The following is a 12,289-nucleotide window of genomic DNA, read 5'->3' as shown; positions in this document are numbered from 1 at the left end:
ATTTGGAGGTAAATCGCCAACATTGTTTTATTTTCGCACTATGAAAAGTTTTTTTAATCCTGAATTTGCCGCTAATAAAGATTTCATCGAAGGATGTATCGCTCAGTATTCCAATTTAGGTACTTATATTTACAAAGGTAGTCGGAACAGCCTCAAAGTTTTTAACCTAAACGACGGCACGATTTGCATTAAAGCTTTTAAAAAGCCTCATTTTTTCAATAAAATCATTTATACTTATTTTCGAAAAAGTAAGGCAAAACGATCGTTTGAATACGCGCAATTATTGCTGGAAAAGGGAATTGGAACTCCCAGTCCGATTGCTTATTTTGAAAATTTCGATCAATTAGGGCTAAACGACAGTTATTATGTCAGTGTTTTTTTAAAGTCCGATTTTAGATTTCGCGAGCTCTTAAAATTAGAAGACGAAGTGCAAAAAGAAGCTATTCTTCGGCAATTTGTTGCTTTTACGTATAGACTCCACCAATCTCATATCGAATTCATCGACCATTCAGCAGGTAATACCTTAATCAAAGATGTAGGGAATGGCACATATGCTTTTTATTTAGTGGATTTGAATCGGACAAATTTTGATAAAAAATTGACTTTTGAAGAGTGCATGAAAAATTTCTCCAAATTAACTTCAAGTGAAGCCGTAATTCGCATCATGAGTGATGAATATGCTAATTTATCGGGAGAAAATAGCGAAAAAGTGTTCCGAGCCATGTGGAGCGCAACACAAGAGTTTCAAGAGCAGTACTATCGAAAAAAAAGATGGAAAAAGAAATTGAAGTTCTGGAAAAAGTAGTATTTTTCACTTTTTAATTTTCTAGATGAAATTATCGGTTATCGTTTCTACATACAATTCGGAAGAATGGCTTGTAAAAGTTCTCGAAGGTTATTGCAACCAATCCGAGAGCGATTTTGAATTGGTCATTGCAGATGATGGATCTACAGCTCAAACTCAGGCACTTGTCAATTCGTATGCGTCTCAATTTAGGCACCCCATCGTTCATGTATGGCAGGAAGATAATGGCTTTCAAAAGTGTAAAATTTTAAACAAAGCCATATTGGAAGCGCATTCCGAATATTTGCTTTTTACCGATGGCGATTGCATTCCTCGAACAGATTTTGTAGCACAACATTTAAAATATAAAAAAAAGGGGCATTTCTTATCCGGTGGTTATTTCAAATTGCCCCTGAAGATTTCCAAGGAAATTACTTTTGAAAATATTAAGCAACAAGATTGTTTTTCGATGTTTTGGTTGCTTCAAAAAGGCATGTCCTTCAGTTTTAAACTTTCAAAATTAGTGCAGCACAGTTTTTTTGCCCAATTTATGAATTGGATTACGCCCACGAAGAAAACGTTTAACGGACATAATACGTCTTGCTTTAAAAAAGATTTGTTGGCTGTTAACGGATTCAATGAAGCTATGAAATATGGCGGTTTGGATCGCGAACTTGGGGAACGATTGAATCATTATGGTATCGTAGCCAAACAAATTCGATATGCTGCAATATGTTTGCATTTGGAGCATTCCAGAGCCTACTTTAGCGAAGCCGAACGAAAAAAGAATACTGCAATTAGAGACTACAACAAAAAGCACAAAGTCATTAGAATTGCAAACGGAATCGAAAAATTATAACGAAAACATTTTGTTGATTTTGTATCTTCTGAATAGGGATAATTTTCGTTTTTCGGGAACGCCGTTTTTAAGAATGTAATCTTCCACTGCTTTTACCATGCGTTCTGCCGATTTGCCATCGTTGAAAGGGTGGTAGTTATCGTAAATTTCTTTTCTCGTAGCCGCAAACGTATCTTCTGTACTATTTTTAGCGACTAAATTTTCTAAAGCTTGGTAGTCAAAGCTATTTTCCCAAACAATGTTTTTTGAGATATTTTTAAATGTAATGACCGGTTTGTCTAAAAGCAGAAATTCATAAATTACAGAAGACGTATCACTAATCATCACATCGGCCATCAACAGAAACTTAATAATGTTTTTTTCGGTTTCGAAAATAATATTTGGAGTTTCTAACGCTATTTTACGATAAACTTCCAACCAATTTTCTGCCATCAACGGATGAAATTTTAGCAAGATGAGGTACTCAGGGTGTTGAGCGGCTAGTGCCTTAATTTGGTCTACTAAATGAGGTGCTGATGTTAATTTGGGTGAAAATGTTGGCGCATACAACAACACTTTAGTGGCATTGTGTTTGGCTAATAATTCTAGTTTTTCACGTTCAAATTTTGATTTTTCAGTAGCATAACAATCCAACTTTGGCCATCCGGTTTCGATGACTTCAAAATTTTTGAATTTATTTTTTAATGCGATGAATTTTTGGGTAAAATAGGGTCCTTGGGTTAAGTATAGATCAAAGTAGTGTCGGATTCTAAAATGGCCTTTTTTCTCTCCAGCAAAACCGTGAAAAACCTGCACCTTTACGCCTCTTAAATAATGAGGAACTTCATTGCCAGGAACAAATATCGCATCACTTACATATAAGACTAAGTCACTAATAGCGCTCGTGTGCGGTTCGTTGGCGTAGGGAAAATCTGAAATAATTTTTGGATTGACATACCAAATGTAATCGTGTTCGTTTGCGGCTAAATAGGCTCGAATGGGTTCTAAAATCCCAAAGGCATAATTATTTTGGCAAAACAATACACATTTCATGATTACAAAAGTTTGTTTACGTTTTCTAAATCTTCTACAAAGTCAATTTCCATACAGTTGTATTGTGAAATATCAACAGCTTGGATTTTAATTTGATCTTTTTCTATGGCCAATTCAAGGCCTCTTTCAAAATAATCATTTACATCACATTCTTCTAGACGGTGAATAAAGGCATTGATGTCATTTGACGATATGAAATTGATTCCTACAGCTTCGCCTAAACCATTTTTCACCGTTTTAGACAATTCGTAGATATAGCCATCTTTTAAAGTGTATTTCACTTCTTCCTCTGCTACTTTACTGGTGTTAACGGCTACAAATGAAGTGTTGGCTTCAATATAGGGATTCAAAATATCAAGTAATTTACCGTCAAAAACCACATCTCCATTGAACCATAATACGTTGGTATTTCGGTACTTTTTTAAGGCCCTAACCAAACTTTTTGAGGTGTTGGTTTGGTCAAAAAATGGATTGTAGATGTAAGTCAGCTCTGGAAAGCGTTCCATGATTAAGTCCTTTTTAAAACCGATCACAACGTTTACATCATCAATATCATATTTGGATGAAATGTTGTCAATTTGAGTTTCCATGATGCTCTTCCCATTTTTTAAAGGGGTTAAGGGTTTTGGAAAAGGATTTCCTAATCTTGAGCCTATACCAGCTGCTAGAATTACTATTTTCATATATTGATTTTTTTTGCAAAAGTAATGAAATAATATTTTATGCTATTAATTGGAGATTATTGAACCTTCATTAGTCATCGCATTCCATTCTTTAACCGGGGTTTTCCAATCACCATATTTATGTGTTAGATAGGCTTCCGTTTCTCCTGGTATTGAATATTCATGACCTTGAAAAAGTATTTTATTTATTGTCTGGTAGAATTGAAAAGGCGCTCCCATTGTTTTATCGCTAACTTTCCAAAAAACTTGATCGTTAATTTTATACTTGATGAAAATTTCTAAACAAACCGGACTCTTTAGCAATCCAAAGAAATGTTGTTTTCTAATTTTAATGATGCGTAGTTTTCCTTTTGTAAAGTGGGCATCTGTAGTATCACAATACCGGTAGCGGATTCTATATTTTTTTTCTTTTAATATTTTGGTTAAGGGGTCTATTTTGTGCAATTCATCTTCAAGTATGGATAGATCAAGATCGCTGTCCCAAGGCAACAGTCTGTTTTCTCTATAAATACCTAGTAATGTTCCGCCTTCTAAACAGTAGGTAATATTTAAATTTTCTAAGATTGTAGCAATCTCTTTCAATAAATTTTCAGCTGCTATTTGATTTTTACCTTCTAGAGTGATGTTATAGGCCATGCATTCAATTTTTTATAAAGAAAATAAAATTAATGATTTAAATTGGTTTTCAAAAACAATTCCAATTCCTTCAGAAATAATTCAGGCGTAAACGCATGGTACAACGATTTATAATTGGCTTGAAGTTCTTTGCTTTTTTTAGATAAAAAAAGTTCAGGCTGGTAATCGTTCAAGTGTACCGCTTTGTTTAAAACGCCATCGTCAAAAATACTCCAACTTTCCTTTTTGATCCAAGGGGAAAAAATTGTAAAGGAAGGTTTTTTTAAGGCTTTTGCAATATTTACAGCGCCGCCATCATTTCCAATAATGAGTGTGCAATGGTTCATGATTTTGATAAAAGCACGCAAATCGGCACCAATCAAATCCAATACAATACGTTGTTTGGTTTTTTCTTGACACTTGTTAAATATAGAAAGCGCTTCTTTTTGTTGTTTTGGCGTGTAATTGAAAAGTATTTTTACTTCAAAATGATCGGCAATAAAATCGATCAATTGGACCATATAATCTTCGGGATAGGTTTTACGGGTCTCACTTCCCAAAATACTAATCATTACTATTTTTTCGGTAGTTGCATCTATTCCATAGTGTTGAAACAAAGGAATCATTTCTGTCTTTTCACTGTCCAATACATGCAATTTTGGAAACGGATCTAAGGTAAGATTTTGCAATAAGTGTTCAAAGAGGTTGATCCTCCGTTCGATAGCCAATCCAAAGTAAGACTTGGGTTGGTTGTGGTGGGGAACTTTATGATTATACGCAATTCCTAACCCTTTGTTTTGATAGCCTATTCTTTTGGATGCACCCGAAAATAATGTAATTAAACTGCTTTCCAATTTGGCATAGGGATCAATAACTATATCGTATTTTTTCTTTCTAATTTGAAGTAAAAACTTTAAAAAAGCCAGGTAATTGGATCTAAATTGATCTTCAAATAGTATGAGGTTATCGATATACGGATTGTTTTCGAGAACTGGTGTGGTAAATGTATTGACTAAATAATCCACTTGGGCATGGGGATAAACTTTCTTAAGATTTTCACAAATCATAGAACTGATTAACACATCCCCAATCATTTTTTGTTGGACTACTAGTATTTTCATGTGTCCTTAAATTATACCGCTACATTATAGTCGCGCAACGCATCGTTGAGTGAGGTCTTTAAATCGGTAGAGGCTTTTCGTTGTCCGATAATAATGGCACAAGGCACTTGATAGTCTCCCGCAGGAAATTTTTTCGTGTAACTCCCGGGTATAACTACCGAACGTGCCGGAACCACTCCTTTGTATTCAACCGGTGTGTCTCCGGTTACATCAATTATTTTAGTGGAGCCTGTTAAACATACATTGGCGCCTAAAACAGCTTCTTTACCAACATGAACTCCTTCCACAACAATACATCTAGAACCAATGAAAGCACCATCTTCAATGATAACGGGTGCCGCTTGTAAAGGTTCTAAAACACCGCCAATACCAACACCTCCACTCAAATGGACATGTTTTCCAATTTGTGCACAACTTCCCACAGTTGCCCAGGTATCGACCATAGTGCCTTCATCTACATAAGCTCCTATGTTTACATAACTCGGCATTAAAATAACGCCACTTGAAATATAAGCGCCATATCGTGCCACAGCATTTGGAACTACACGAATACCTTTTGCAGCATAGTCGCGTTTCAATTCCATTTTATCATGGTATTCAAATATTCCGGCTTCCCAGGTTTCCATTTTTTGAATGGGAAAGTACATGACCACCGCTTTTTTAACCCATTCGTTAACTTGCCAACCGTTTGAAGTAGGTTCGGCCACGCGAAGTGTTCCGCTATCTAATAATGCAATAACGTCTCTGATGGCTTTTTGCGTAGTTTCTTCTTGTAGCAAAGCACGGTTTTCCCATGCTTGTTCTATTGATGCTTGTAAATTGGTCATGATACTATTAATTTGTGGCACAAAGATAAATTATTTATAGGAATGCAAAAAAGGAATGGATTAAAGTTTGAAAGCAAATTTATTTGTATAAAACCCTTATTTTTGTAAAAAAAAGAAATGCCACGAATTTTAGCCATCGATTACGGAATCAAGCGAACGGGAATTGCAGTCACCGATGAAATGCAGATGATTGCTTTCGGACTCACAACAACTCCTTCCGATACTGTAATTTCTTTTTTAAAAGACTATTTTACTAAGGAGAAAGTTACCTTAGTACTTGTAGGCGAACCCAAACAAATGGATGGAACGCCTTCGCAAAGTGCTGAAATTATTAATGCTTTTGTGGCGCTTTTTCATACTACGTTTCCAACGATACCTGTGGAACGTGTCGATGAGCGATTTACTTCTAAAATGGCTTTTCAAACGATGATTGATAGTGGGTTAACTAAAAAACAACGTCAAAATAAAGCCTTAGTCGACGAAATTGCGGCAACAATTATGCTTCAGGATTATTTACATTATAAAAAATAGTACTTTTGCATTTTATTGCTGGGTGATGGAAGTTAAAACTTGAAACTCGAAACAAAACATTAAATTATGATTTTACCAATATACGGGTACGGAGAACCTGTTTTACGAAAAGTTTGTGAAGACATTTCTACAGAATATCCCAATTTAAAAGAAACAATAGCAAATATGTATGACACTATGTATCATGCACACGGTGTAGGTTTGGCTGCGCCGCAAGTAGGTTTGCCTATTCGTTTGTTTATTGTAGACACAGAGCCTTTTAGTGACAGTGATGATGTTTCAAAAGAAGAAGCAGCTCAAATGAAAGACTTTAAAAAAACGTTCATTAATGCAAAAATCATCAAAGAAGAAGGGGATGTTTGGGGATTTAATGAGGGTTGTTTGAGCATACCCGATGTTCGTGAAGATGTTTTTCGTCATGATACCATTACAATTGAATACTGTGATGAAGATTTTAATCTTAAAACAGAAGTATATAACGGATTGATCGCGCGCGTGATCCAACATGAGTATGATCACATTGAAGGAATCTTGTTTACCGATCACTTATCGATGCTAAAAAAGAAATTAATTGGGAAAAAATTACAAAACATTATGGAAGGTAAAGCCCGACCCGATTATAAAATGAAATATGTCAACAAAAAAGGTCGTTAAATAGTAAAAAAAACAACTAGCTATTTTAACGAAATTTTTTACCTTTTACGTTTCACTTTTTACTTTAAAATAATATATTTGCCAACCATAATTAAACAAGTATGAGCATTCAAAAAATATTAGCCGTTTCTGGAAAACCAGGATTATATGAATTAAAAATTCAAACCCGTACAGGATTTGTTGCGGAATCATTATTAGACGGTAAGAAAATCACAGTAGGGATGAGAGCCAACGTTAGTTTGTTGTCAGAGATTGCAGTGTATACGTATTCTGAAGAAGTTCGTTTGGCCGAAGTATTAAAAGCAATAGCAACAAAAGAAAATGATGGACCGGCACTTTCTCATAAAGAAGATGATGCAAAATTAAAAGCCTATTTCAGAGAAGTATTGCCAGAATTTGATGAAGACAGAGTATATACTTCAGACATTAAAAAAATTCTAAACTGGTATAATTTATTACAACCAAAGGGTTTTGTTACTTTAGAAGCATTGTCTAAAGAAGAAAAAGAAGAAGACACGAGCGATAGCGAACTGGCGAAGCAAACTCCAGCTGCAGAATAAGTAGTTGAAAATTATAATTTAAATCCTGCGTTTTCCACGTGGGATTTTTTATTTTTACAATATAATTTCTATCTATATTGTATAGACAAGCCAATGGCTTGTCTCAACGTTAAATTAATATCACTAATGAACACACGCCAAGAACAACTCCTAGCTTTCAATCGTCTTCTAGACATTATGGATGATTTGCGCGAAAAATGTCCGTGGGATAAAAAGCAAACGCTTGAAAGTCTTCGCCATTTAACCATCGAAGAAACCTATGAGTTGGGCGATGCAATTTTAGATAATGATCTACAAGAAATTAAAAAAGAATTAGGTGATGTATTGTTGCATATTGTATTTTATGCAAAAATTGGAAGCGAAACCAATGCGTTTGATATTGGTGATGTGGCCAATTCAATTTGTGATAAGTTGGTAGATCGTCATCCTCATATTTATGGTGATGTGGTGGTGGCTGACGAAGAGGAGGTAAAGCAAAATTGGGAAAAACTCAAATTGAAAGAAGGAAAAAAATCAGTTTTAGAAGGTGTGCCAAAAAGTCTACCCGCGTTAGTGAAAGCCAGTCGTATACAAGATAAAGTAAAAGGCGTTGGATTTGATTGGGAAGAGCCGCATCAAGTATGGGATAAAGTGCAAGAAGAATTACAAGAACTCCAAGTGGAGGTAGCATCGGGTAATCAAGAAAAAATAGAAGCTGAATTTGGCGATGTGTTGTTCTCCATGATAAATTACGCACGATTTTTAAAGGTAAATCCGGAAGACGCTCTTGAGCGAACGAATAAAAAATTCATCAAACGTTTTCAGTATTTAGAAAGTAAAGCAACTGAATTAGGTAAACCATTAATGGATATGACTTTGTCAGAAATGGATGTTTTTTGGGAAGAAGCGAAGAAGATTTAGTGTTCAGTGGTCAATCTCAGTGTTCAGTAATAGTAGTTAGTTCGAGTGATTTCATAGAAATCAATTCGTAATTTATAATTTTAAATTCGTAATTTTCATGTATTACGCAGTAATTTTTACATCTACCCGAACTGAAAGCGAAGCGGGTTATGCCGAAACGGCAATCAAAATGCTCGAATTAGCCAAAGCACAAACTGGTTTTATGGGAGTGGAAAGTGCCAGAAATGAAATAGGAATCACGGTTTCCTATTGGGAAAGTTTGGATGCCATTCAAAACTGGAAAGCCAATATGGCGCATCTTGAAGCGCAACAAAAAGGCAGAACAGCATGGTATAAAAGTTATAAAGTAAGAATCGCAAAAGTCGAACGAGAGTACGAGTTTTAAAATAGAATCCCAAGTTTTAACTTGGGATTTTAGAAGTAGTAGCAAATATTTTTTTACATTTAATTGGTGTAATTATAGCCTTCTCTATATAAAATATGTGATACGTCTCCATTCGCATCCATAAACTTTACAACATTTCCATTGCGGGAAAAGTTGAGTGTGCGATTGAGAGTATTTCCAAAATGCAGATCAATAATAATTGCTTCATTTTCAATATACCAAGGATTTGGATTTGGAATTGCTGAAGATTCAGTTGGTCCAAATACCCCGTTATTGGAATAGATAGTATATTTCAAATTATTTTTAAAATCCCACATAGTGTTTTGTTCAAAGCCTACAATATGCCACCTTCCAATAATGCTGTTATAGGCCTGTTCGTTGTTTGAATTGTCATCATTATTACAACTCACAAAGGTCATTGCAACTAAAAATATTAAATATAATTTTTTCATGCTTTCTATTTTTTGAGTGTTATTTTCAAAATAATGTAAATTACATATTCTTTATTTGTTGCAGTTTTTCTTTCCACAATTTCAATTCGTCTTTGTGGCGTTCGATACTTTTTTGTACTTCTTTGATGAATGGATTTTCACCTTTCGAACTGCTACTAATAAACTGAATATTATTTTCTAATTGGAAAATTTCACCTTGTACTTCATCGATTTTCTTTCTGATAAAGAATTGCTCTTGTTCTAACGCACGTTTGTCGTCGTTTTCATTCAATTGCTCTAATCGATTGCTAAAACGCATCATTTCGGTATCCTTTTTAGACAGGCTTAGTTTTTCAAACAATGCATCTAAAATTTTATTGAATTTTCCTTCAATGTGTCTGCGGTTAAACGGTACTTTGCCTAATGTTTTCCACGTTGCAATGTGTGCTTTGATGGCATCTAAATCGGTTTTGTGTTCTCCAGACAATGTAAAGTCTTTTAATTCTTCTAAAAAAGCTTTTTTCTTTTCAAAAGCTTCTACTTCTTCACTACTTTCAGAATTTCGTGCTTCGTGCATTCGGTCAAAATAGGCATTACAAGCTTCTTTGAAATCTTTCCAAATACTATCGGAATATTTACGAGGCACATGCCCAATTTTTTTCCAATCGTCTTGAATTTTTTTCATGAGGGGTGTAGTAGCATTAAAATCGTTACTTTCTTGCAATGATTTCGCTTTTTCTACTAAAGCTATTTTTTTAGCCAAATTATCATTTTGCTCGTGTTTGATGTCTTTGTAAAAAACATTTTTGTGCACATTAAAAGCTCTTACTGCATTTTTAAATTTGGCCCAAGTTTCTTCGGTTACATCTGCAGGAACTTTTCCTGTCTTGAAAAAAGCATCACGCAACGCTTCTAATTTTTTTATTTGAGTTTGCCAACCACTGTGCGACTCTACTTTTTCAGTACCTAACGCTTCAATTTGTAAAATAATTTCATTTTTCAACGCTAAATTTTCGGTTTCTTTTCCACGCGCTAAGGCATATAAACCTTCTCGTTTATCGTGCATTTGTTTAGTGATTTCACTAAACTCATTCCATATGGCTTCTCTATGTTCACGATCAACAGGTCCGATTTCTTCTTTCCAAACACGGTGCAACAATTGTAATTCACGAAAAGCTTTCATGATATCCTCTTCTTGCAATAAAGCAGTGGCTTTGGTAATGATTTGTTGTTTTTGATCCAGGTTGTTTTTTAAATCCAAATCACGTGCTTCTTTGTCTAAATGAATCACATCATAAAAACGCTCCATATGAAAATGGTAATTGTTCCATAAGATGTTGTATTTGTCTCTTGGAATCGCTCCTGCATTTTTCCAGCGCTCACGAATATCATTTGCTTTTTTGAACATGTCTCCAATAGAAGAATCACTAGAATCAATCAATTGTTTCAATTCTTCAATCAAGGCTTCACGAACAGTAAAATTGAGTTCTAAATTATTTTGAAGTTGTTTAAAATGCTTCGATTTTTGGGTTTTATATGTGTTAAAAATGCTGTCAAATTTATTTTTTAACGGGAAATGGTATTCAAATTCGGCTCCTTCTTCATTGTTTTGCGCATTGAATTCCTCTCTTTTTTCGTCAATATAATGATGGTATTTATCTGTAAATGCCTTTCTAATTCCTTCCGCATGATCTTTAATGGCCATTACTTTTTCTTGTGTAACTAAACGCTCAAGTTCGTCGGTTAATTCTTCCATACTTAAAGCATCATAATCCAACATAGGAATTTCGTGCTTTTCTTTTACAGAATCATCTTCATTTTCTTCCGCATTGGAATTGTCAATTTCTTCTAATACCGATTGATTGATTGCTACTACTTCCTCTTGTGATTCCGTTTGTGGCTCCATTTGTTGTTCAATTGGGTCTTGTCCGTCTGCAGTTTGCAGGTTATCATGTTGTGCTTCTGACATTGTATAAATGTTTAAGGTTACTATTTAAGCCGTGAAGATAGTAAAGCACTATGAAAAATTCAAAAAAAAATGCGTATTTATCTCTTATTTAAATGAAACCGAGCTTTTAGAAGCGTCTTCCTCTTTATAGGTATACTTAGAAAGTTGTTTCGCAATTAATCATTCCAAATTTTCCAAGCTTTTTCAGCCTGAAAAACCAACATCTCGTATCCGTTTTTTGTTTTGGCTCCGTTTTCTTTTGCTTTGCGTAAAAATGTTGATTCTTCGGGATTGTAAACCAAATCATAAGCAATGTGTTTTTTTGTAAATAAGGAGTAGTTTACATCGGGACATGCTATAATATTGGGATGTGTGCCAACTGGGGTGGTGTTGATGATGATATGATATTCGTCAAAGATATCTGTATTCAATTCGGCATAGCACAATTGAAATTCATCTGGAGTTCGAGACACAAAGTCGTATTCTATTTTAAGTTTTCGCAACGCATAGGCAACTGCTTTGCTAGCACCACCTGTACCTAGGATTAACGCTTTTTTATGATGCTCTTTTAATAAGGGTGTTATCGTTTTTTTAAAGCCGTAATAATCAGTATTGTGCCCTTTTAATTTTTTCTTTTTGGAAACCGTAACACAATTTACAGCACCAATTTTTTTTGCCGTTTTAGACAGTTTATCCAGGTAAGGAATGATGGTTTCTTTGAATGGAATAGTAATGTTAAGGCCTACTAAACCTTTTGTTTCTTGAATAATTTGAGATAATTTTTGGATGTTTTTTATGTCGTAATTAGCGTAGTCACAATTGTCATAATGCCCCATTTCAAATTTTTCGGTGAAATATTTTTCAGAAAAAGAGTAACTAATATTTTGACCGACAAGGCCAAATTTTAGTTGTTTTTTGGGTTTCTTTTTCATGATTTACAATTTTATAGGGCCCAACAA

At 34.6% G+C, this 12,289-nt stretch carries 15 protein-coding genes; 7 read left to right on the top strand and 8 right to left on the bottom strand.

Annotated elements, in window-relative coordinates:
• Both ACIQ6Z_RS02320 and ACIQ6Z_RS02315 read left to right on the top strand, forming a co-directional pair.
• Positions 1-805 (top strand): hypothetical protein (locus ACIQ6Z_RS02320; protein ID WP_396209326.1); only part of this gene is annotated, 805 nt, incomplete at its 5' end.
• A gap of 25 nt (positions 806-830) precedes the next feature.
• Positions 831-1,643 carry a glycosyltransferase family 2 protein gene (locus ACIQ6Z_RS02315; RefSeq protein ID WP_396209325.1) on the top strand — a complete coding sequence of 271 codons (813 nt, stop codon included), beginning with the start codon at positions 831-833 and terminating at the stop codon, positions 1,641-1,643.
• On the opposite strand, the gene ACIQ6Z_RS02310 is transcribed toward ACIQ6Z_RS02315, so the two are convergent.
• From ACIQ6Z_RS02310 to ACIQ6Z_RS02290, 5 genes are read right to left on the bottom strand one after another with little or no spacing between them, the layout of a single operon-like run.
• Positions 1,638-2,675, bottom strand: a complete 1,038-nt coding sequence (locus ACIQ6Z_RS02310; RefSeq protein ID WP_396209324.1) for a CDP-glycerol glycerophosphotransferase family protein — start codon at positions 2,673-2,675, stop codon at positions 1,638-1,640. The two genes, ACIQ6Z_RS02315 and ACIQ6Z_RS02310, sit on opposite strands and share 6 nt — an antisense overlap.
• A gap of 2 nt (positions 2,676-2,677) precedes the next feature.
• Complete coding sequence (locus tag ACIQ6Z_RS02305; RefSeq protein WP_396209323.1) at positions 2,678-3,358, bottom strand: NTP transferase domain-containing protein; 681 nt, start codon at positions 3,356-3,358, stop codon at positions 2,678-2,680.
• Positions 3,359-3,403: 45 nt separating this feature from the next.
• Positions 3,404-3,994: a LicD family protein gene (locus ACIQ6Z_RS02300; RefSeq protein ID WP_396209322.1), complete on the bottom strand. Its 591-nt coding sequence runs from the start codon at positions 3,992-3,994 to the stop codon at positions 3,404-3,406.
• A gap of 29 nt (positions 3,995-4,023) precedes the next feature.
• Positions 4,024-5,094, bottom strand: coding sequence for a glycosyltransferase family 9 protein (locus tag ACIQ6Z_RS02295; RefSeq protein ID WP_396209321.1), 1,071 nt, complete (start codon positions 5,092-5,094; stop codon positions 4,024-4,026).
• Positions 5,095-5,105: 11 nt separating this feature from the next.
• Positions 5,106-5,921, bottom strand: a complete 816-nt coding sequence (locus ACIQ6Z_RS02290) for a 2,3,4,5-tetrahydropyridine-2,6-dicarboxylate N-succinyltransferase (protein ID WP_396196905.1) — start codon at positions 5,919-5,921, stop codon at positions 5,106-5,108.
• A 117-nt stretch (positions 5,922-6,038) separates the two neighbouring features.
• Between ACIQ6Z_RS02290 and ruvX the strand changes: the two genes are divergently transcribed.
• The 5 genes from ruvX (at position 6,039) to ACIQ6Z_RS02265 (ending at position 8,951) form a co-directional block, all read left to right on the top strand.
• A complete protein-coding gene (gene ruvX, locus ACIQ6Z_RS02285; protein ID WP_396209320.1) occupies positions 6,039-6,452 on the top strand; it encodes a Holliday junction resolvase RuvX in 414 nt (137 codons plus the stop codon).
• Between the two features lie 66 nt (positions 6,453-6,518).
• Positions 6,519-7,106, top strand: coding sequence for a peptide deformylase (gene def, locus ACIQ6Z_RS02280; protein WP_396209319.1), 588 nt, complete (start codon positions 6,519-6,521; stop codon positions 7,104-7,106).
• 101 nt (positions 7,107-7,207) lie between these two features.
• Complete coding sequence (locus ACIQ6Z_RS02275; protein ID WP_396209318.1) at positions 7,208-7,666, top strand: DUF5606 domain-containing protein; 459 nt, start codon at positions 7,208-7,210, stop codon at positions 7,664-7,666.
• 126 nt (positions 7,667-7,792) lie between these two features.
• Positions 7,793-8,566, top strand: coding sequence for a nucleoside triphosphate pyrophosphohydrolase (gene mazG / locus ACIQ6Z_RS02270; RefSeq protein WP_396209317.1), 774 nt, complete (start codon positions 7,793-7,795; stop codon positions 8,564-8,566).
• 97 nt (positions 8,567-8,663) lie between these two features.
• Entirely contained in the window at positions 8,664-8,951 is a 288-nt protein-coding gene (locus tag ACIQ6Z_RS02265) for an antibiotic biosynthesis monooxygenase family protein (protein WP_396209316.1), read from the top strand.
• Between the two features lie 59 nt (positions 8,952-9,010).
• Here the strand turns inward: ACIQ6Z_RS02265 and ACIQ6Z_RS02260 are convergent, their stop codons facing one another.
• The 3 genes from ACIQ6Z_RS02260 to ACIQ6Z_RS02250 all read right to left on the bottom strand — a co-directional run bounded on the left by ACIQ6Z_RS02260 (position 9,011) and on the right by ACIQ6Z_RS02250 (position 12,262).
• Positions 9,011-9,403, bottom strand: coding sequence for a hypothetical protein (locus ACIQ6Z_RS02260; RefSeq protein WP_396209315.1), 393 nt, complete (start codon positions 9,401-9,403; stop codon positions 9,011-9,013).
• A 40-nt stretch (positions 9,404-9,443) separates the two neighbouring features.
• A complete protein-coding gene (locus tag ACIQ6Z_RS02255; RefSeq protein ID WP_396209313.1) occupies positions 9,444-11,351 on the bottom strand; it encodes a DUF349 domain-containing protein in 1,908 nt (635 codons plus the stop codon).
• 155 nt (positions 11,352-11,506) lie between these two features.
• Positions 11,507-12,262 carry a shikimate dehydrogenase family protein gene (locus ACIQ6Z_RS02250; protein WP_396209312.1) on the bottom strand — a complete coding sequence of 252 codons (756 nt, stop codon included), beginning with the start codon at positions 12,260-12,262 and terminating at the stop codon, positions 11,507-11,509.
• Positions 12,263-12,289 lie beyond the last annotated feature (27 nt).

Source organism: Flavobacterium sp. (assembly GCF_044376915.1).
Taxonomy (GTDB): domain Bacteria; phylum Bacteroidota; class Bacteroidia; order Flavobacteriales; family Flavobacteriaceae; genus Flavobacterium.
Note: the sequence above shows the minus strand (reverse complement) of the source record. Positions and strands in the feature narration are given on the sequence as shown.

Bases quoted from the DNA above. Each gene is read 5' to 3' on its own strand.
- ACIQ6Z_RS02300 (WP_396209322.1), bottom strand. From the start codon at position 3,994: ATGGCCTATAACATCACTCTAGAAGGTAAAAATCAAATAGCAGCTGAA.
- ACIQ6Z_RS02310 (WP_396209324.1), bottom strand. From the start codon at position 2,675: ATGAAATGTGTATTGTTTTGCCAAAATAATTATGCCTTTGGGATTTTA.
- ACIQ6Z_RS02315 (WP_396209325.1), top strand. From the start codon at position 831: ATGAAATTATCGGTTATCGTTTCTACATACAATTCGGAAGAATGGCTT.
- ACIQ6Z_RS02255 (WP_396209313.1), bottom strand. From the start codon at position 11,351: ATGTCAGAAGCACAACATGATAACCTGCAAACTGCAGACGGACAAGAC.
- ACIQ6Z_RS02250 (WP_396209312.1), bottom strand. From the start codon at position 12,262: ATGAAAAAGAAACCCAAAAAACAACTAAAATTTGGCCTTGTCGGTCAA.
- ruvX (WP_396209320.1), top strand. From the start codon at position 6,039: ATGCCACGAATTTTAGCCATCGATTACGGAATCAAGCGAACGGGAATT.
- ACIQ6Z_RS02260 (WP_396209315.1), bottom strand. From the start codon at position 9,403: ATGAAAAAATTATATTTAATATTTTTAGTTGCAATGACCTTTGTGAGT.
- def (WP_396209319.1), top strand. From the start codon at position 6,519: ATGATTTTACCAATATACGGGTACGGAGAACCTGTTTTACGAAAAGTT.
- ACIQ6Z_RS02305 (WP_396209323.1), bottom strand. From the start codon at position 3,358: ATGAAAATAGTAATTCTAGCAGCTGGTATAGGCTCAAGATTAGGAAAT.
- ACIQ6Z_RS02295 (WP_396209321.1), bottom strand. From the start codon at position 5,094: ATGAAAATACTAGTAGTCCAACAAAAAATGATTGGGGATGTGTTAATC.
- mazG (WP_396209317.1), top strand. From the start codon at position 7,793: ATGAACACACGCCAAGAACAACTCCTAGCTTTCAATCGTCTTCTAGAC.
- ACIQ6Z_RS02265 (WP_396209316.1), top strand. From the start codon at position 8,664: ATGTATTACGCAGTAATTTTTACATCTACCCGAACTGAAAGCGAAGCG.
- ACIQ6Z_RS02290 (WP_396196905.1), bottom strand. From the start codon at position 5,921: ATGACCAATTTACAAGCATCAATAGAACAAGCATGGGAAAACCGTGCT.
- ACIQ6Z_RS02275 (WP_396209318.1), top strand. From the start codon at position 7,208: ATGAGCATTCAAAAAATATTAGCCGTTTCTGGAAAACCAGGATTATAT.